Annotated in this window: 17 protein-coding genes; 10 read left to right on the top strand and 7 right to left on the bottom strand. The window is 59.9% G+C overall.

All coding sequences use genetic code 11. From position 1 onward, the window contains the following. Positions 1 to 78 precede the first annotated feature (78 nt). From CLU80_RS27005 to CLU80_RS26990, 4 genes are all read left to right on the top strand, one after another. Complete coding sequence (locus tag CLU80_RS27005; protein ID WP_099759417.1) at positions 79 to 1938, top strand: ABC transporter ATP-binding protein; 1860 nt, start codon at positions 79 to 81, stop codon at positions 1936 to 1938. Between the two features lie 101 nt (positions 1939 to 2039). Continuing rightward, the gene (locus CLU80_RS27000; RefSeq protein ID WP_099758945.1) at positions 2040 to 2711 is read left to right on the top strand and encodes a hypothetical protein; all 672 of its coding nucleotides are present in this window, start codon (positions 2040 to 2042) and stop codon (positions 2709 to 2711) included. Positions 2712 to 2725: 14 nt separating this feature from the next. Continuing rightward, the gene (locus CLU80_RS26995) at positions 2726 to 3412 is read left to right on the top strand and encodes a tetratricopeptide repeat protein (protein WP_242207448.1); all 687 of its coding nucleotides are present in this window, start codon (positions 2726 to 2728) and stop codon (positions 3410 to 3412) included. Between the two features lie 179 nt (positions 3413 to 3591). Next, positions 3592 to 3798: a hypothetical protein gene (locus CLU80_RS26990; protein WP_242207447.1), complete on the top strand. Its 207-nt coding sequence runs from the start codon at positions 3592 to 3594 to the stop codon at positions 3796 to 3798. A gap of 94 nt (positions 3799 to 3892) precedes the next feature. Here the strand turns inward: CLU80_RS26990 and CLU80_RS26985 are convergent, their stop codons facing one another. From CLU80_RS26985 to CLU80_RS26965, 5 genes are all read right to left on the bottom strand, one after another. Then, positions 3893 to 4306, bottom strand: a complete 414-nt coding sequence (locus CLU80_RS26985) for a PaaI family thioesterase (protein WP_099758943.1) — start codon at positions 4304 to 4306, stop codon at positions 3893 to 3895. A 123-nt stretch (positions 4307 to 4429) separates the two neighbouring features. Then, positions 4430 to 5530: a choline metabolism transcriptional regulator GbdR gene (gene gbdR / locus CLU80_RS26980; RefSeq protein ID WP_099758942.1), complete on the bottom strand. Its 1101-nt coding sequence runs from the start codon at positions 5528 to 5530 to the stop codon at positions 4430 to 4432. Between the two features lie 88 nt (positions 5531 to 5618). Continuing rightward, complete coding sequence (gene gabP, locus CLU80_RS26975; RefSeq protein ID WP_099758941.1) at positions 5619 to 7019, bottom strand: GABA permease; 1401 nt, start codon at positions 7017 to 7019, stop codon at positions 5619 to 5621. A 299-nt stretch (positions 7020 to 7318) separates the two neighbouring features. After that, positions 7319 to 12787: a trifunctional serine/threonine-protein kinase/ATP-binding protein/sensor histidine kinase gene (locus tag CLU80_RS26970; protein ID WP_099758940.1), complete on the bottom strand. Its 5469-nt coding sequence runs from the start codon at positions 12785 to 12787 to the stop codon at positions 7319 to 7321. A gap of 48 nt (positions 12788 to 12835) precedes the next feature. Then, complete coding sequence (locus CLU80_RS26965; protein WP_099758939.1) at positions 12836 to 13507, bottom strand: response regulator transcription factor; 672 nt, start codon at positions 13505 to 13507, stop codon at positions 12836 to 12838. A 202-nt stretch (positions 13508 to 13709) separates the two neighbouring features. Here CLU80_RS26965 and CLU80_RS26960 point away from each other — a divergent pair, with 202 nt between their 5' ends. From CLU80_RS26960 to CLU80_RS26940, 5 genes are all read left to right on the top strand, one after another. Further along, the gene (locus CLU80_RS26960; protein ID WP_093433323.1) at positions 13710 to 14717 is read left to right on the top strand and encodes a GlxA family transcriptional regulator; all 1008 of its coding nucleotides are present in this window, start codon (positions 13710 to 13712) and stop codon (positions 14715 to 14717) included. A gap of 130 nt (positions 14718 to 14847) precedes the next feature. After that, complete coding sequence (locus CLU80_RS26955) at positions 14848 to 15213, top strand: response regulator transcription factor (protein ID WP_093433326.1); 366 nt, start codon at positions 14848 to 14850, stop codon at positions 15211 to 15213. 217 nt (positions 15214 to 15430) lie between these two features. Beyond that, positions 15431 to 16633 carry an NAD(P)/FAD-dependent oxidoreductase gene (locus CLU80_RS26950; protein WP_093433598.1) on the top strand — a complete coding sequence of 401 codons (1203 nt, stop codon included), beginning with the start codon at positions 15431 to 15433 and terminating at the stop codon, positions 16631 to 16633. Positions 16634 to 16687: 54 nt separating this feature from the next. Continuing rightward, the gene (locus tag CLU80_RS26945) at positions 16688 to 17617 is read left to right on the top strand and encodes an MBL fold metallo-hydrolase (protein WP_099758938.1); all 930 of its coding nucleotides are present in this window, start codon (positions 16688 to 16690) and stop codon (positions 17615 to 17617) included. 159 nt (positions 17618 to 17776) lie between these two features. Next, positions 17777 to 18250: a short chain dehydrogenase gene (locus CLU80_RS26940; protein WP_099758937.1), complete on the top strand. Its 474-nt coding sequence runs from the start codon at positions 17777 to 17779 to the stop codon at positions 18248 to 18250. 44 nt (positions 18251 to 18294) lie between these two features. On the opposite strand, the gene CLU80_RS26935 is transcribed toward CLU80_RS26940, so the two are convergent. Further along, positions 18295 to 18729, bottom strand: a complete 435-nt coding sequence (locus tag CLU80_RS26935) for an HhH-GDP family DNA glycosylase (protein ID WP_099758936.1) — start codon at positions 18727 to 18729, stop codon at positions 18295 to 18297. Between the two features lie 195 nt (positions 18730 to 18924). Between CLU80_RS26935 and CLU80_RS26930 the strand changes: the two genes are divergently transcribed. After that, positions 18925 to 19173, top strand: a complete 249-nt coding sequence (locus tag CLU80_RS26930) for a DUF6555 family protein (protein WP_077572547.1) — start codon at positions 18925 to 18927, stop codon at positions 19171 to 19173. Positions 19174 to 19313: 140 nt separating this feature from the next. On the opposite strand, the gene CLU80_RS26925 is transcribed toward CLU80_RS26930, so the two are convergent. Further along, positions 19314 to 19631, bottom strand: coding sequence for a DUF7677 family protein (locus CLU80_RS26925; RefSeq protein WP_099758935.1), 318 nt, complete (start codon positions 19629 to 19631; stop codon positions 19314 to 19316). Positions 19632 to 19804 lie beyond the last annotated feature (173 nt).

Below are 19804 nucleotides of genomic sequence, written 5' to 3'. Positions count from 1 at the left end.
CAAGTCAGTGACATGCAAACCCGCAACACCGCCATTCAATGGCAGAATCCCCTGACCCTGATGATTTCGGAGACCACAATGCTGCGCGTGTTTGAACAACGGCTCGACCCATTTCCTCCCGACGAAACACCACCCCCGCCGGTCGGCCTGATGCGGTTCCTGTGGGCCTGCACGCGCGGCGCACGCGGTTACATCCTCGCGTTGGCGCTGCTGAGTGCCGGCGTGTCGATCTATGAAGCCTGGCTGTTTTCCTTTCTTGGCCAGGTCGTCGATCTGCTCTCGACTTGGCAGGCCGGTGGCGGTGTCAATGCGCAGGAAAGTCGCGTGCTGTGGGGCATCGGCATTGTGTTGTTCATCAGCATCGGGCTGGTGGCGTTGCGCACCATGGTTCAGCACCAGGTATTGGCGATCAATTTGCCGCTGCGGCTGCGCTGGGATTTCCATCGGCTGATGCTGCGGCAAAGCCTTTCGTTCTTCTCCGATGAGTTCTCCGGACGGGTCACGACCAAGGTCATGCAGACCGCGCTGGCCGTGCGCGAAGTCTTGTTCACGCTGATCGAAATCGCACCGGGCATCGGCGTTTACTTCATCGCGATCATCGCCCTGGCTGGCGGCTTTGCGCTGAAACTGATGCTGCCGTTCATTGCCTGGCTCGCGTTGTTCGGGCTGGCCATGCTGTACTTCGTGCCGCGCCTGGGGAAGGTCGGCCAGGAACAGGCCGATGCTCGATCATCGATGACCGGGCGCATTGCCGACGCTTACACCAACATCACTACGGTGAAACTGTTCTCGCACTCCAAACGCGAAGCGCACTTCGCCCGTGCAGCGATGGAAGATTTCAAACTCACCGGTTTTCGCCAGATGCGTCTGGTCAGCCAGTTCGAGATCGTCAATCAGACGCTGGTGGTCGGGCTGATTATCGGTGCCGGCGGCTATGCCCTGTGGCTGTGGCATCTGGGTCAGGTCGGCACCGGCGCCGTCGCGGCGATCACCGCCATGGCGCTGCGCATCAACGGCATGTCGCACTGGATCATGTGGCAGATGACGTCGCTGTTCGAAAACATCGGCACCGTGCAGGACGGCATGGCCACCCTCACCCGTGGCCCCAAAGTGCAGGATGCGCCGAACGCCGGCGTGCTGGTGCCGGCTGGCGGCGCGGTGTCTTTTGACAAGGTGAATTTCAACTACAACGGCGAACGCCAGGTCCTCGACAACTTGAGCCTGCACATCCGCCCCGGCGAAAAAATCGGCCTGGTCGGCCGCTCCGGCGCGGGCAAATCGACGCTGATCAATCTGCTGCTGCGCTTTTACGATGTCGACAGCGGTGAGATCCGCATCGACGGGCAAAACATCGCGCACGTAACGCAGGACAGTCTGCGCAGCGCAATCGGCATGGTCACCCAGGACACGTCGCTGCTGCACCGCTCGATACGCGACAACATCGCCTACGGCCGCCCGGACGCCACCGACGAAGACATCCGCCGCGCCGCCGCCAATGCGCAAGCCGACGGTTTCATCAGCCAACTCAGCGACAAGCAAGGCCACAGCGGCTACGACACCCTGGTCGGCGAGCGCGGCATCAAGCTCTCCGGCGGCCAGCGCCAACGCATCGCCATTGCCCGAGTGATGCTCAAGAACGCGCCGATCCTGCTGCTCGACGAAGCCACCAGTGCGCTGGACTCGGAAGTCGAAGTGGCCATTCAGGAAAGCCTCGATGAAATGATGCAGGGCAAAACCGTGATCGCCATTGCTCATAGGCTGTCGACGATTGCGGCGATGGATCGACTGATAGTCATGGATGAGGGGCGGATTATCGAACAGGGGACGCACACTGAGTTGCTCAACAGAAACGGCATTTATGCGCGACTCTGGCAGCATCAGAGTGGTGGGTTTCTGGGTGAGGAACAGGGCGTGGCGGCGGCGATGGATCAGGCTTGAGGATGCGGGGCTGAAGGGGGAGCGACTGCTGTCGGACTGGAGCGCTAAAGTTTGCGACCCATCTGCCGAAAGCTTTCGTTCCTATCTCATGGAAGACTTCAATGTTTCGCTCAGTTTTTTTCGGCGTTGCCTTGCTCGCCGTCACGGCTACCAGCGCTGCCCAGGCCCAGACCGTCAATACGCCCGAACAACTGCTGACTGAGTTCTCTCGGTGCGATGCGCGATTTTTTGAAAGCCTGCGCGATGCACACCTGCCAGCCGGGACCTTGCGCCTGAGTGATTATGGCTCGGTCAAGGCGCCGACGATCATGAGTCCATTGCAGGAAGGTGGCACATACCAGGAGTTCGAACATCCGCTGATCGTCAACGGTGTCCGTATGATCGGCTATTACAACCAGGCCGAAACTATCAAGAGCGTCGGCAATTTCCTGTTCTGGGGTTTCGTAGCCGATGGATCTCCACAAGAAGTGGCCACAAAACTCAAGCCGCTTATCGTCGACAACGCACGCTTTGTCAGTCAGGGCAACGCCATTGCCCGTGCCGAAATCCGCCGCGTCGGTGACCCGATCGGCCAGTGGCGCACCGAGGGGCTGACCGGACCTGGAGTCGCCACGCCGTTTGGTTTCGTGGACCGCGTATTGATGGTCGACACAGGCGACAAGGCACCGCCACTCGCAGGGCACACCACTGTGTTCTGCTCGCTGCAAGGCACCGTGACCGCGCCGCTTTTGCAGGTCTATCGCCCTGACCTCAATGCTCATCTGCTCGACTGACCGGAATGCTTATCATGAATTTTCGCTGGCCTGCACTGATCGCCTGTTCCGTCATTCTCACCGGCTGTGCCGGGATGCAGAATCCGCAAAGAGCCAACCTTGCCCACTGTGGTAATCAGTTCAAGGCGTACAAAGCCCAAAGCTACCCTCTGGCACTGCAGGAAGGTGACCTGTGCCTGAAGGAAAATACACTTACTGTCTCGTTTCAAAGTTTGGTTTATGCGGTTCAGGCCGAGACCTACAGCAACCTCAAGCGCTTTCCCGAAGCCGTGGCCGCCAAGGAGAAATCCATGCAACTGGCAGGCAAGCCTGATCCGCGCGCCAACCTCGATTTGAGCGCCATGTATCGCGACGCTGGCAACCCGAAGAAAGCCCTTGAACTGGTGCAGTACAACCTTGATAACGAGTTGGGAGAAGCCGGAAAGGGTTCCGGCTTCCATATGCCGACCTACTATCATCTGGGCCTCGCACTGACAGACCTGGGTCAGTACCGAGAGGCCGCTGAAGCATTCAGCACCGGCCTTCAGCGCCAGCCGGACTATGCCTGGGGTTATTACGCGCGCGGGATTGCGTACGACCACTTGGGAGACAGGGCTGACGCCAAGGCCGATTTCACGAAGTTCTCGCAGATCGTCGACAAGAAGTATGTGATGGAAGAGCACAAGGCCAAGCTCGCGGACTACAAGATCTCCATGCCGTAATTTGAGTGCTGCGCTATTGCTGAATGCCGCACGAACGCCGTGCGGCACATCACCCGTGATCGTTGTTCGTTTTATCTGAGGTAGTACTTTTGAAAAAAATAATGTCAGCCGGATGCGTAATCTTGCTCGTGAGTGGCTGCACCTTTACGGCCGTCGATAAGCTCGGGCCGGGTGAATATATGATCACCAGCCATGGCAGCATATTCAATTCAAGAGAAGGCATGCTGGAGAACATAAACCAGAAAGCCGCAAAGGCTTGTAATAACAAGCCTTACCATCTGGTAGGTGACTCAAACGCGAATATGGTTATCGCCACGCAAACACAGATTGGAAGCACTCCAACCACCATCCTTGGACTAAAAGCGATTTGCGAGGATGGCAGTTAATAGCCGAGACTTTCACTAAGCGGAGTGCGACGGCAACCCTTGAGCAGGGTACGAACGTTGCACTCCCTCCCGACGCCTTGATGGCCGTGCACTTTCAACTCGCTGGCACCGCAAACACCGCACTGGCCCGCGCAACCGTGCGCTCGCCAACATGCAGACTGACAGCAGCAAACGCCAGTTGGCGCCCCTTTTTTGAATACTCAAGACGCACTTCCAGCCACTCATTCATTTTCACCGAGCCAAGATAATCCAGGGTCATGCTGGCCGTGATCAATGGCTGCGGAGGATCGCTGGAAAAGGCCATGGCGTAACCCATGCCGACATCGGCCAACGTCGCCAATACGCCGCCATGCAAGGTGCCCCGACCATTGGCGTGGCGTGAGTCCGTCAATAAGCCCAGTTCCAGTTGCAACCCGCTGCCCCTCGCGTAGATCGGGCCAAGCAAATCGAGCAACGGGCTGCTGCGAGTAAACGGGGTGAATCCTTCGGGAATTGCGGTGACGTCCATGATCCCTCCTCGTGCCGGTGACTCACCGGCTTCATTGACCTGAACAGGAGGATTTGGGCAATCGCCTGATGGAGCAAGAACTATACGGATGCGGAATCTGCAGTGATAACCCGTCCCGAGCGATCAGCCGGTCGACGCCAGATCCGTACTAGCCATCATTCGAACACTGGCAAACGTCGATTCATTACGTGCCTGATCAAGCGTCGTCAGCGGCTTGATCATTGACGGCTGCGTTACCGGTTTACGGCTCATTTCAGAACCAGATCGCTCGTCACTCGGTGGCACACCAAAGTGCTCGCGATAGCATTTGGAAAAATGCGGAGTGGAAACGAAACCGCAGACATATGCCAGCTCAACGATCGACAGCGATGTTTGCTTGAGCAGCTGTCGCGCCCGAATCAGCCGCAACCTCAAGTAGTAGCGCGACGGCGTGCATTGCAGGTATTTCTGAAACAGCCGCTCCAGCTGTCGCCGTGACAGATCGACGTATTCAGCGAGGTTATCGAGATCAATCGGTTCCTCAAGATTGGCCTCCATTAACGCGACCACTTCCTGCAGCTTGGGCTGATGCGTACCGACCACGTGCTTGAGCGGCACGCGCTGATGGTCCTGCTCGTTGCGGATGCGCTCGTAGACAAACATCTCGGAAATGGCAGCGGACAGTTCACGGCCATGATCGCGGGCAATCAGGTGCAGCATCATGTCCAGCGGCGCAGTCCCGCCGGAGCTGGTGAAGCGGTTGCGGTCGAGGGTGAACAGGCTGGTGCTGACGCTGACGCGCGGGAAAGCTTCCTGCATGGCCGCGAGAAATTCCCAGTGCACGCTGCATTCGTAGCCATCGAGCAGCCCGGCTTTGGCCAGCGCCCAGCTACCGGTGCACACCCCGCCCAAGCATTTCGATTGACGCGCCAGCGCTTGCAGCCAGGTTGTGTGTTCGCGGGTTATCACGCTCTGGATGCCGACGCCACCGCAGACGATGACGGTGTCCGCCACGCAGGGATTGCTCCAGGCACCATCCGGGGTGATCGGCACGCCGTCGCTGGCCCAGACCGGGGCGCCACCGGGGCTGTAGGTATGCCAGCGATACAGCGTCCGGCCCGTCAGTTGATTGGCCATGCGCAAGGGCTCGACGGCGGACGCCAGCGACATGAGGGTGAACTTGTCCAGCAGCAGAAAACCCACGCATTGGGTTGTCGCGTCGGCCACGGAGGGGGTCGATGACATCATGTCCTCGTAAGAGTCGGTCTGAGACACAGGCGCTTGTCATGCCCCTCGACATTCGCGAAGGGCGTATCAGGTTCGGCGCAAACGCCTACCCCGCTGACGTGACCCTCGCCGCTGGCGCAGGATGACGCGACGTCACCAGGCCGATAAAGGAAATCGCCAGTGCCAGTCCGATGGTTGTAGTGACCTCGGTGCGGTGTTGCGGGGTGATCATCATCACCGCCAGCGCGGCGCAGATGAACACGATCACCAGCCACGTCAGCCATGGAAACAACCACATGCGAAAGGTCAGCTCGACATTGCGCTGGCGCAAAATCCGCCGCATGCGCAACTGCGACACCGCGATTGCCAAGTACACCAGCAAGGCAATCGCGCCGGAGCTGGCCAGCAGGAATTGAAACAGCCCGGCGGGCATGAAATAGCTCCACACCGTGATCAACGCCCCCAGCACGGTGCTGGCAATAACGGCCGCGCGGGGTACGCCTGCCGAGGAAGTCGCCTTGAGGATTTTCGGCGCATCGCCACGACGGCCCAGCGAGTACAGCATGCGCGAGGCAATGTAGATCGAGGAGTTCATGCAACTGGCCACGGCGATCAGCACGACCACGTCGACCATGAACTTGGCGTGGGGAATGTTCATGATTTCCAGAGCGCGCTGATAAGAGCCGACCGAGGCCAGCAACGGATCATTCCAGGGCACCACGGAGATCACCACGAAGATCGACAGCAGGTAAAACACGCCGATACGCCAGATCACCGAACGCGTGGCCTTGGCAATGTTTCGCGACGGGTCGTTGGATTCGGCGGCGGCGATGGTCACCGCTTCGGTACCGATGAAGCTGAACATGATGGTGATGAACGCACCGACCACCGCCGACAGACCGTTGGGCGCAAACCCACCGTGCTCGGCCATCAACCCACTCAATCCGCTGACGTCGCGATCCGGCACCCAGCCCATCAACACGGCAAAACCGACGCCGATAAAACCGATGATCGCCACGACCTTGGCCATGGCGAACCAGAACTCGAATTCACCGTACTTGGACACGCTGAACAGGTTGGTCACCACCAACGCAATGATCGAGCCCAACGCGAACAGCCAGGCATCGACCTGCGGAAACCATTGGTTCAACACATGCCCGGCGGCGAGCGCTTCGATAGGAATCACCAGAACCCAGAACCACCAGTAGAGCCAACCGATGGTGAAGCCGGCCCAGCGTCCGATGGCTTGATCGGCATAGGTCGAGAACGAGCCAGTGTCGGGGTTAGCCACCGCCATCTCACCGAGCATGCGCATGACCAGCACAACGAGCAAACCGGAGAACAGATAAGCCAGCAGAACCGCCGGCCCCGCCGCCGCAATGGCATGTCCTGAACCTACGAACAATCCGGCGCCGATAATCCCGGCAATGGACAACATAGTGACGTGACGAGGCTTGAAGCCCTGCGCCAATTGGCTACTCGAATCCGTTGAGTTCGGGCTGATCATTGGTTTTTTTATTCTCTGCTGAACGACATTCTAGCGAGTTGACCAAGGCAATCGAGCACGGTCGTTGCCTGCCGAGCCCCCCGAAAGAAGCCCCTTCAACCGCCGCAGTTCTTATCAACCCCATGATCTGGATGGGATTATTTTGATGTGAAGACGCGTCACCTTACCCGGCCTGTCAGATGATTCAGTAGCCTGATTGCGTCATGGTTGTGTCTGATATCGACATATCGAAACCAATCGGTCGCAATGAATACCGATAAGTCACCCAGTATCTGACGACAGATACCCTCATCTCGCCCTCACCTCCCCGCACACCCCGGCAACGTAAACACCACACGCGCCCCACACGGCGAGTTCGCCTCCGCCCACAAGTGACCGTCATGGGCTTCGATGATCGACCGGCAGATCGACAACCCCATCCCCAACCCGGTGACTTTGGTGGTGTAGAACGCGGTGAAAACCTCCTCCACCTGATCGCAGGCAAATCCCGGTCCCGAGTCGCTTACGACAATCCGCACGTCTTTCCCGACAGACTCGCTGACAATGATTAACCGACGCTCGCCCTCCTCGATCACCGCCATGGCCTCCAGACCGTTGATGATCAGATTGAGCAGCACCTGTTGCAGCTCGACGCGGTCAACCAGCACGGCAGGCAAATCGTTGACAAGGCGCGTGGTGACCGCCGCGCCATAGCGGGCCGCTTCACCCCGGGTAAACCCGACCATCTCGCCCACTACCGCGTTGAGGTCCACCGGATGTCGTTGCGGCGGTGTTTTGCGGATCAATGCGCGGATACGTCCGAGCACGTCGGCCGCGCGGTTACCGTCGTTGATGATGCGTCTGAGGCCCTGTTCAACTTCATCGGTGTTCGGCGGTTGCGCGCCGAGCCAGCGCAACGCCGCGTTGGCATTGATCACGGTGGCGGCGATTGGCTGGTTGACTTCATGGGCAATGGACGCTGCCAACTGGCCCATGGTCGCCACGCGATTAGCGTGGGCCAGTTCCGCTTGTACCTGGCGATATCGGCGCTCGCCTTCGCGCACTTGCTCTTCGGCCTGTTTGCGTTCGCTCAGGTCAAGCACGAAGGCCACGCCCTGCTGCTGACTGGCTTCGAATGCGGCCAGACCGACGATCACCGGCAGGCGAGTGCCGTCCTTGCGGATGTATTCCTTCTCGAACGGCTGGGCGCGCCCGGTGCGGATTGCCGTCGCCAGCGCGACTTCACTTTTCATGCGCAGTGGCGGCGGTGTCATGTCGCGCCAATGCACCCTGCCTGACAGCAGATCGTCGCGCTCGTAACCGACCATGCGCAGGAACGCGTCGTTGGCCTCAATGATTTCACCGTCGACACTCCAGACGATGATGCCGATGATATTGGCGTCGACCAACCGGCGAATCCTCGCCTCGCGCTCGGCGACGTCTCGATACAGCCGCGCGTTGTCCAGCGAGATCGCCGCCTGCGAAGCCACCAATCGCAATACGGCAATGCGCGCCGGACTGAACACACCCGCAGATAGATTGTTCTCCAGGTACAGCGCCCCGGCAATCCGGCCCTGATTCATCAACGGCAGGCACAGGATCGAGCGAGCGCCGCGTTGATGAATGTACAGATCAGCGGCAAATGCCGGATCGGCGACGGCATCGTCCAGACACAGATTTTCACCGGTGCGCAGGGTCTGGTAGAGCACCGATTCGGCCAGCATCGATGAACTTACCGGCTCATGGCAAAGCAGCGCGCTGTCGTCACCGACACTGGTTTTCGCGGCGATATACGGCGCCTCGCCTTCGATCAGAATCAGCCGGCCATGCTCGGCGCCAGCCTGTTCGATAGCGGTGCGCATGACCATTTCGACAAGTCGATCCAGCACGATCTCGCCTGAAACGGCCTGGGACACCTTGAGAACCGTGGCCAGATCCAGATGCTCGACCGGGGTGGCGATGGTCGCAGTCGGACCGGGCGCCGTATCTTCATTGCGCAGATAGCGGTGCTGTAGCTCCAGTTGCCGCACCTTGCCCTCAGCCCCCCAGCGCAAGTAACCGTAGCGCGCATCTTGCAGGTACAGGCGGGCGATTTTGCTCAGACCACGGGCACTGTAGAACCGCGCTGCGAGTTCGTTGGCCAAGGCTTCGACATGCACAAAGCCGTTGTCCCTGGCCAACTGAATCGCTTGCTCGTACAGCATCTCGGCTTCGATCAACTGCCCGGTGACCCGAGCGATTTCGGCTGCGACCAGCGCCGTCTGACTGGCGAAGGTTTCCGCACACTGTTGCGCCCAGGTTTGCAGTTGATCGTGGTGCTCGCCCAAGCGTTGCAATCGGTCGGTATCGGCTTCGCCGTGGGCAGCCAACGTTAACGCTGCGTAAAAGTGAAATTCGGCCTCTTCAAAAAACGAGGAGATCACCCACAACAGTTCCCGGGCCTGCGCCGCGCAATCGGCGGCCGCTGCGTAATCCCCGGCCAGATAACGCGCCTGCAACTTGCGCACCCAGTACTTGCCCCGAGCCAAGGCCAGGTCCGGAGCAGCGAGGTTCGCCTCAAAGCGTGTCTCATCGAATTCTTCATCATTGAAACTGCCAAACACCGGGGTCTGCCCTCGCAACATGCGGATCAGTGCCCGTTGGCAACTCATGAAACTGATCACCAGACCGAAGCGGATTCTTTGCGAGTAAGCCAGACCCGTTTCAGCCTGCACCTGCACTTCCGCCAGCGGCTCGCCAATGAACAGCAAGTCGGAAATCAGGCTATTGCCAGCGTAGGCTGCATAGGGCAAATCGCCGGTGCGGTTGCCGGCGCTGAGCGCACGCCGCAGCAATTCGCGGCACTCGCGCACCGGGCGCATCCAGCGCACCACGAAGATCGAAAAGCACAGGTAGGTACGCGCTTCGTATTGCGCAAGGCCACGGCGGTCGACCAGATCGCAGCCCAAGCGGCCAAAGCGGTAACCGCTGGCATAATCGCCGAAGCGCCGCCCGGCAACCCGCACAACATTGGCGTAGAGCATGCAGGAGGCGTCGCAATTACCGTGCTCCAGGCTCAGGTTAACGGCTTTGCATATGGTCAGGCAGGCGAGGTTCGCATCGGACTGCAACGCCGGGGCCAGCAGTTTGCTCAACGCTTCCAGTGTCACCAGCGTGGCCGGATCCTCCATCAGTGGCAGGTCGATCAACTGCTCGATGCTGCGCTCACCCAGTTGCCTCCAGATCTGTTGGTATTCGGCGCGCACCTGCTGATCGTCCGGATGCGCCGTCCAGTCGATGCCGACCTGACGTAAATACGTCAGGCACACATTCACCGCGCGGTCACTGCGGTCGAGCAGCAGGCAGACATCCATCAACAAACAGGTGACTGCCGCCCGCTCTACCGTGGTCTCGACGCGCTCGGCCAGTGCAGTCAGGCGCGCATCGGCCAGTGCCAGTTGCCCAGTGAGAAATTCGCACTCGGCGCGGTTCAGCTCCAGAGCAAACCCCAGTTCATGGCGACGGTCATCACCGTGCTCGCCGAGCAACGCCGCACCCGTGCCCAAGTAGCTCAATGCTGAGGTGTAAGCGGTCGAAGCCTTGGCACGCTGACCTGCGAGCAGGTTGAATTCGGCCAGCTGTTCGCGTTCGGCCCGCGCGCTGATCAGACTGGCGCCGCGATTGAGTTGCCCGACGATTTCGAAGATCGCGTCTTCACGCCCCTCCGCTGGCGTCTGCAGGGCGAGCAAACGGCCGATGCGCAGATGAGTTTGCGCACGTTCGGTTTCCGCAGTTAGTGAGTATGCCGCCTCGTGGATACGGTCATGGACAAACGCACAAGTACCGTCGTGAAACTCCACCAGTTCCTGGCGCACCGCCGGCCACAGCGCCGCGTGCACCCGCGCCGTCGGCAGGTCAAGCACGGTGGCCAGCGTATCAATGCGCGCTACGTTGCCCAGGCAGGCCAATTGTTGCAGGGCCTGACGCGTGTCCAACGGCAGACGCGCCAGTTTGCCAACCATCAGATCGACCACGTTATCGGTGTAGCCCTTGGCGTTGATGAGTGCCAGATCCCAGCGCCAACGGTTGAATTGGTGGTCGTAGATCAGCAGCTGTTCTTCGGCCAACGCGTGAAGAAACTGGATGACGAAAAACGGATTGCCGCCGGTCTTTTCCAGCACCAGGCGCGCCAGGGCAACGATGCTCGCGGGTGGGCAGCGCAGGGATTCTGCGATCAGTTGCTCGATGTGCACGCTGGCCAGCGAGGTCAGGCAGATCTCGTCGATATGCACGCCGCCATTACGCAGCATTTTGAGTTTGCCGCTGAGCGGGTGGTCGGCATCGACCTCGTTATTGCGGTACGCGCCCACCAGCAGCAAATGCCCAAGCTCCGAGCGGGTCAGCAGATCTTCGAGCAGATCGAGGGTCGCTGCGTCGAGCCATTGCAGATCATCGAGAAACAGCGTCAACGGATGTTCCGGCCGAGCAAACACGCCGATGAAACGCTGCAACACCGCCATGAAGCGCTGCTGCGCCTGCTGCGGTTCAAGCTCCGGCACCGCTGGCGGTTCACCGATAATCAACTTGAGTTCCGGGATCAGCTCGGTCATCAACCGTGCATTCGGTGACAGTGCCTGCAACAACGCCGCGCGCCAGTCAGCGAGCACCTCGCGACGCTTGCCCAGCAGCGTTCGCACCAATCCTTGAAAGGCCTGGACCAGCGTCGCATAGGGGATGTCGCGCTTGTACTGATCGAACTTGCCAGCGGCGAACAATCCCCGCGACGGCACCAGCACTTTGTGCAGTTCACTGACCACCGAGGATTTACCAATGCCGGAGTAACCGGACACCAGCACCAGCTTCGGCGAAGGAGCCCGCACCACCTGGGCGAAAGCATCGATCAGGGTTTGCACTTCGCGTTCACGACCGTAGAGCTTTTCCGGGATCAGCAAGCGATCGATCGCGCCCTGCTCGTTCAACGTGAACACATCGATCCGCCGCGCCCGACGCCAGTCGTCCAGACAACGACGCAAGTCATGTTCGACGCCGGCGGCGGTTTGGTAGCGCGCTTCGGCGGTCTTGGCGAGCAGTTTCATGACAACCCGCGAGAGCATCAACGGCACCGTGGCCACGCGTTCGCATGCAGGCATCGGTTGCCGCGCAATGTGGCAATGCACCCACTCCATCGGGTCGTTGGCGTTGAACGGCAGCGAGCCGGTAAGCATCTGGTACAGCGTCACACCAAAGGCATACAAATCGCTGCGCGAATCGATCGAACGATTCATTCGACCGGTTTGTTCCGGCGCCATGTAGGCCAGGGTCCCGGCAATGGTTTCTGGCGGCGCGGGGGCCTGACGTTCGCGCGGCAGTCGCGAGGCTAGACCGAACCCCATCAACCGGGCTTGTCCGTCGTGGCAGTTGACAAGGATGTGCTGCGGTTTGAGATCCTTGTGCACCAGCCCACACAGGTGCAAACGGCCAAGCGCTACGGCTATGTTGATTGCGTGCAACAGACAGGTTTCAGTGTCCAGCGGCGTGATCAGCAGACGCGACAGCGGCTCGCCGCCGGGGTCGTCGAATAACAAGTGCGTGGTTCCGCCCGCGCGTTCAAGGGCTTGCGGTTGCAGCGCCCATTCATTGTGCAGAGCGTCTTTGAGGCCGTATTCATGCGCCAGCCGGTCGAGGGTTGCGGGCAAAGGCTGAGCGATTGCCGGACGCACTATCAGCACGCTGGCGCTCTCCCCCTGTCCTCGTTTGCGGGAGAACACCCGCTCGCCGTCGTCCCACAAAATCTGTTGTTTGCTGGCCATCGGAGTCGACACCGTCAAAGGGGTTTCTGTCACGCGCTGAAGCTCGGTTCAGCTTGTCCGCAGCGCCGGCTCGATGCCCAGCGATTCGGCAATACGCACCAGATCGGCGACCGAACGTGCAGCGAGTTTCCTCATGACCTGCCCGCGATGGACTTTCACCGTTACTTCGCTGAGGTGGAGTTGCGCGGCGATCTGCTTGTTCATCAGCCCGCCAATGACGAAACCGAGCACTTCGCGCTCACGTGCCGTCAATGTTTCGTAGGCTTGACGCAACGCCGCGCCGGATTGTTCGGCGAGCAGTCGCGCACTGTCGCGGGCCAAAGCACTGGCCACCGCATCGAGCATGTCCTGATCACGAAAAGGCTTGGCCAGGAAATCCACCGCGCCGGCCTTCATCGCCTTCACGCTCATGGCGATATCGCCGTGACCGGTCATGAACACGACGGGAATGCGCAGGCCGTTTTTTTCCATTTGCTCCTGAAAGGTCAGGCCACTTTCACCGCGCAAACGCACATCGAGCACCAGACAACCGGGCACGTCGCGTTTGGCCGAAGCGAGGAAGTCTCGGGACGTTTCAAAGGTCTGCACCTGCAGGCCGATCGAACGCAGCAAACCGTCGAGGGCCTGACGCATGGAGGTGTCGTCGTCGACCACATAAACCACCGGTTCCCTCAGCACGGACGGGGCTGCGCTGGGGCTGGAATGCGACCACAGGGTCATCGTGAGTCCTCGGCGAGATCGCAACGTGTGCGATGTGCAGGTGAATAAATCTAGTCCATGATGGCGAACGCAGCCAGAGGCCAGCCAAACGGTCGCGCAGCAGGCTAGCAGTCGACGCGCATTGCCGACAGGCCAGAAACCCCTGAAAATCGGCCATGCCCTTTCCCCTCCTTCTTCAGCCGTTTGAACAGGCAGGATTTCAATGTCCAGCATTCCCTTCACCGCTACGCCCGAACCGCGCGACGTGGTGTTTATTGCCTACCCGCGAATGAGCCTGCTCGACCTCAGTGGCGCGCAAACGGTGTTCTGGGCCGCGAGCAAAGCCTTGGCCGAAAGATGCCAACCCGGTTATCAGTTGCACACCGCCAGCCTTGAGGGTGGTTTGGTCAATACCGTTGAAGGTTTGGCCGTGGACACCCGAGCGCTGCGCGAATTGGACATTGCCGCGCTGCACACCCTCGTCGTACCCGGCGCACCCGATATCTGCCAGACCCTCGACGAGCACGCCGAACTTACCGCGTGGTTGCGGCGTAATGCCCCTGTCGCGAGGCGAGTGGTGTCGGTGTGCAGCGGCGCTTTCCTGCTGGCCCAGTCCGGTTTGCTCGACGGCTGCCGCACCGCCACGCACTGGGCCATGTGCGACAACCTGCGCGAGCGCTTCCCGGCGATCGACGTGGATGCCGATGCGATCTTCATCCAGCAGGGCAAGGTCTGGACCTCGGCGGGGGTCACGGCCGGTATCGATCTGGCCTTAGCGCTGGTCGAGGCCGATTACGGCCGCGAGGTGGCGTTGCAGGTTGCCCGCGAGCTAGTGGTGTACCTCAAGCGCCCCGGTGGTCAGGCGCAATACAGCACATTGCTGCAAGCGCAGGTGCAGGACAGCCCGCAGTTCGACCCGTTGCACTTGTGGCTGATCGATCACCTGGACGATCCGAAGTTGACTGTAGAGCGACTCGCCGAACAGGCGAAAATGAGCCTGCGCAATTTCACCCGCGTCTACAAACAGAGCACCGGGCGCACGCCGTCCAAAGCCATTGAACTGTTCCGCCTCGAAGCGGCCAGGCGCATGCTGGAGAACTCGGCGCACACCATCGACAAGGTTGCGCGTCTTAGCGGCTTCGGTGATGAAGAGCGGCTGCGCGCCTGCTTCCAGCGTCACCTGTCGATTTCACCGCGCGACTACCGCAGCCGCTTCAGCCGCGAAGGTTGATGCCGAAAACCGCTGACGCTCAAAAAGTCTCCACGGACTATACCTAGGTATAGTTTTGCGCCGGTGCTGAGGGCGTATGGTGCAAGAACGACAGGAGTCGCGATATGTGCCCGTCCGGCCAGGGAGCCCTATGCAGCATAAGGTTGTCATTGCGGTGGTTGACGACGACGAGGCCATTCGCGATGCACTCGCAGGTTTGCTTCGCGCCTTCGGTTATCAGGTGTTCACCTATCCGGGCGCGCAGGCATTCCTTGAGTCAAAAAGCCCGGCGCAGACACACTGCCTGATCTCCGATATCCAGATGCCTGGCATGAGCGGCCCGCAACTGCACGAAGCATTACGCGCACAAGGCTGGCGCATTCCGGTGATTTTCGTCACCGCCCATCCCGAAGAATTCCACACCCGCGCGCCCGGCGTCATCGCTTGTCTGCCCAAACCCTTCCCGCCCGACACCCTTCTCAACCACATCGACTTTGCCCTGAACCGTCCTCTGTAGCGTGTTCGATACCTTCGTATACCGCCCTTCGACCCATGCGTAATCCGCACACACCGATGGACAACTGCGCCCGCAGCGCCCACGCCATAGCATTGATTTCGACAGCGGACGATTAAACGCCATGCAGTACGGCAAGCAGTTTGCGGCGGCCAGTGATCATCACGCCAGTGTCGGAAAAAACTCGGGTTATCCATCCATCAGCATCAGGGAGCACATTATGAAACAGCAATTATTGGTGATCGGTGCGGGGTTCGGCGGGCTGTGGAGCACGTTGAGCGCCGCGCGTTTGCTGGATATGCATGACCGCCACGATGTGGAGATCACACTGCTCGCCCCGCAAGCCGAACTGCGCATCCGTCCGCGCTTCTACGAACCCGATGTCCACAGCATGTACGCGCCGCTGGATGCGCTGCTCGCTGCCGTGGGTGTGCGTTTCGTCAAAGGCACCGCCGAGAGCATTGACAGCCAGGCACGCCGTGTCGGTTATCGCGATGAGGCCGGTCGCCCGGGTGAGCTGACTTACGATCGTCTGGTGCTGGCCAGCGGCAGTCAACTGGCGCGTCCGCCGGTGCCGGGCCTGAAAGAGAATGCGTTCGACGTCGACCAGATCGAGTCGGCGGCACGCCTGGAGCGCCACCTGCACGCGCTGGCCAGCCAACCGGCCACCGCCGCGCGCAACACCGTGGTCATCGCCGGTGGTGGCTTCACCGGTATCGAAACCGCGACCGAAATGCCGAACCGTCTGCGCGCCATTCTCGGCGAGCTGCAAGACATTCGAGTGATCATCGTTGATCGCAGCAAAGACATCGCCGCGACCATGGGCGACGGCATCCGTCCGTCCATCATCGAAGCGTCAAAAGAACTGGGCATCGAGTGGATCATCGACGCCACGGTCGCCGCCGTGGATGCCAACGGCGTCACCCTCGCCGACGGTCGCCACATCGAGAGCAATACCGTGATCTGGACCGTGGGTTTCCGCGCCAGTCCACTGACCGAACAGCTCAATGCCGAACGCGATGGCCAAGGGCGTCTGCACGTCGACGGCAATCTCAAAGTGCAAGGTCTTGAGCACGTGTTCGCCGCCGGCGATGTCGCCCGTGCTGCCACCGACGACGTCGGCAATATCTCGGTGATGTCCTGCCAGCACGCGATCAGCCTTGGTCGTCATGCCGGCAACAACGCCATTGCTGATCTGCTTGGCGTGACGCCGACCACCTACCGTCAGCCGAAGTACGTGACGTGCCTCGATTTGGGTGCTTGGGGCGCGGTGTACACCGAAGGCTGGGATCGCCAACTGAAGCTGGTGAAAGCCGAAGCCAAGGAACTGAAGACGCAAATCAACAGTGTGTGGATCTACCCGCCGGCCGCTGACCGTCGCACCGCCCTCGCCGCTGCCGACCCGATGATTCCGGTGGCCTGATCTCGCCCCAATTGTCCAAGAACCGATGTCTTGCCTGATAAAAAGGAGAACACCATGACCATGCATCTGGATTCCTTCACCGCCCACAACGCCACCCTGCAAACCCCGACCGAAGAGCTGGTGCCATCGCGCTACGGGCTGCGCCTCGGCAACATCGACGTGATGGTAATCAGCGACGGCGTCCTGCCGCTGCCGACCCAAACCATGTCGACCAACGCCGATCCCGCCGAGCGCGCTGCGTGGTTCAAAGAGATGTATCTGGGTCCCGACGCGTTCGACTGGGCACTCAATGTCCTGGTGGTGCGCAGCGGCGAGCAGGTCATCCTCGTCGACGCCGGCCTCGGCGGACAATTTCCCGGTTTCCCTCGCGCCGGGCAGTTTCCCAAACGCCTCGCGGCGGCCGGGATCGACCTCGCGGACGTCACCGATATTGTCATCACGCACATGCACATGGACCACATCGGCGGCTTACTCGTCGAGACGGTAAAAAATCGTCTGCACGACGACGTGCGCATCCACGTCACCGCCACCGAAGTCGACTTCTGGACCTCGCCGGACTTCACCAGCACCGACATGCCCGCGCCTGTGCCGGACGTGCTGCGGTCCACCGCCAACGCCTTCATCCAGCAATACCAAAGCAAACTGCATATCTTCGAGGACGCGTTCGAAGTCGCCCCCGGCGTGGTCGCAAAACTCACTGGCGGCCACACCCCGGGCCACTGCGTGGTCTACGTGACCTCCGGCGCCGAACGCCTGACTTTCGCCGGCGACGCCCTGTTCCCGGTTGCCTTCGACCATCCGGACTGGCACAACGGCTTCGAGCACGATCCTGATGAAGCGGTGCGCGTACGCGTGCGCCTGCTGCAGGAAGCAGCGGCCAGTGGCGAACTGTTTGTCGCCACACATCTGCCCTTCCCGTCGGTCGGCCGCGTTGCCGTCAATGGCGAGGCGTTCCGCTGGATTCCGGCGATCTGGGATTACTGATTGAGCTAGCGCCACACCGCTTCGCCCGGCCTTGGTCGGGCGAAGTTGTTTTCGCCTGTTACAGGTCCGTTCCGGGACAACCGCTACCTTTCCTCCTTTACATGGAACGACGGTCGATCCTTGTTCTCTACCACTGAACCTACAGTGGAGGGATTGACCATGATTGCCCCTGAAACCGGTATGAAACCGGGTGAGCGTTACTGCATTGAAAGCGTCGAGCGCGCGCCGCAATTTCCTGGATTTTTCCTCGATGGCAAGTATTACCTGGGCCCCGAGTTGCAGACGGCCGTCGGCTGGCTTGAAGGACAGAATTTCCTGTATGACCAACTCGATCCCAATGGCGAGCCGGTTTATCCGGGCAGAATCGTTGGCACGATTACCGCGCGGACACTGGAACTGGCGGATGGGTTGCGTCTGAGCATCGAGGAAATGCCGTTTCCGGCAGAAGCCGTTTCACCATTGCAGACGTTTGACGAAGTGACCGTTAAAACCCGACCTCTGACGATATCGCAGCGGCATACAACAGCCGACCGCCAGCCGATGCAACCTTCTGCGCTGTTGGTTGCAGGCGCGGCATTGCTGGTAGGGCTGTGCTTGTTGGCGATCAATTGTTCTGGCCGTCGAGTCAAATAGGCTTTGCACGACGCGGGCGGTGACCGTTTTTTTACGGCCCGCGATCAAAGGCTGATTACAGCGCTGGCTTCGCGCATGAAGATTTCCACGGTCTTCGGGCCGATGCCATCGAACTCCGCCAGTCGCTTCTCGAATGCCTGGCGATCAGGGCTTGCCTCGATCATATGGCTGACCTTGCCCGCGTACTCGTCGTTAAGCTTGCGTGCCAAGGCGTGCAGCCGCACGGCAGTGGTTTCGTCGTAACGCACGTAATGCGCCTCCCCTAGCATCGCGACCAGTTCACGATGGCTGCACGCAGCCAGTTTGCGCGGCGTATCGCGCCCGTGTTTATCGGCAATCACCCGATACGCTTCGGCGGCGATTTCAGCCTGTATCCGCTTGCCCATCAAGAAGCTCGCGAGCAGCCATTTGAACAAGCCACCGTCATCGTTGTGCTTAAGCTGAATGTTCAAATCCCTGGCGCTGATGGTCTTGTTCACCGCTAACCTCCGGAGTTGAAATCGTGGGGATTTTTCGTCCTCTGCCTGCCTGGTAAGTACTTGATCGTTAGGCTGCCGCCGGTTCCAACCGTTCAAAGCAAAACACCTACCAGCGGCCTGAAACGAACCCCCGAAAATCCTTTGAATTTTTTTCGTCGGCAAAACTCATTTGCGTATGAGCGTAAGGAGGAGCGCATGAGTAACGTCGACATCTTCGTCATCGAATACAAACTTCACGGCCAGCCAAAGTCATTCGTCATCCGCGCAAAAACCATGCGCAACGCTGACGCATGGCATTGGGCGAGTTGCGACGCCGGCATTGCGCCGATTCCAAAACCCGGCAAGCCTCCGTTGAAAGTCATCTCCAAACCCCAAGCCGAGCGGTTCGGCATCACCGAGGTGAAATGGCGCGAAACGGCGACGGTGGACTGGACGGAGGCTTAGTCATGTTCAAACAGATCGGTAATACGCTGAATGATGGGATTTGGCAGTCGCCGTGAGGGTCCTAAAGCGCCACGCCGACGCTTGGCGGATACAAACCCGGGCATCCCGCGGATGTCTCGGGCTGGCACGTAAACTAGACATTAGCGCGTGATTTCGGGTGGCCCATAGAGTTCGGTTTCCCAGTCCTCAAAAGGCGGTTTTACTTCGAAAGACCGATCGCAGTATGACCGTAGGTAGTCAGTCGCCCTTTTTTGAGCGTGAGTGAAATTGAGGACATTGCCTTCGTCGTCCATCTCTATGACATTCGCAAATATCGCAAAGACCTGTTCAATCGCACTGGGCTCTGAGCCATACATATCGAGGTACTTCACGTCCTTGAGCATGTAGTGGCTTCCACTGGCCATGAAGTATGCGAACGTTCGGAGTGCTCCGCTGAAATCGTTACTTAGCTTTTTCATATCGGGTTCTTGTAGGCAACATTAAGGATTTGATTAAGAGGCGATTTTCATCCCCCGAGCGAGCAAAGCAAATGGCCCGGGGTGTATAAGCCGAGGACCTGACGCACGGTGACTGCACCTGATTACTGGCTGACTAACGGAAGACCTAGCGTAAGAGGAGCGCCATCTATTTG

Source organism: Pseudomonas sp. 29, assembly GCF_002754355.1.
Classification (GTDB): Bacteria; Pseudomonadota; Gammaproteobacteria; order Pseudomonadales; family Pseudomonadaceae; genus Aquipseudomonas; species Aquipseudomonas neuropathica.
The sequence above is the reverse complement of the archived record's forward strand: the minus strand, read 5'-3'. Positions and strand labels throughout refer to the sequence as shown.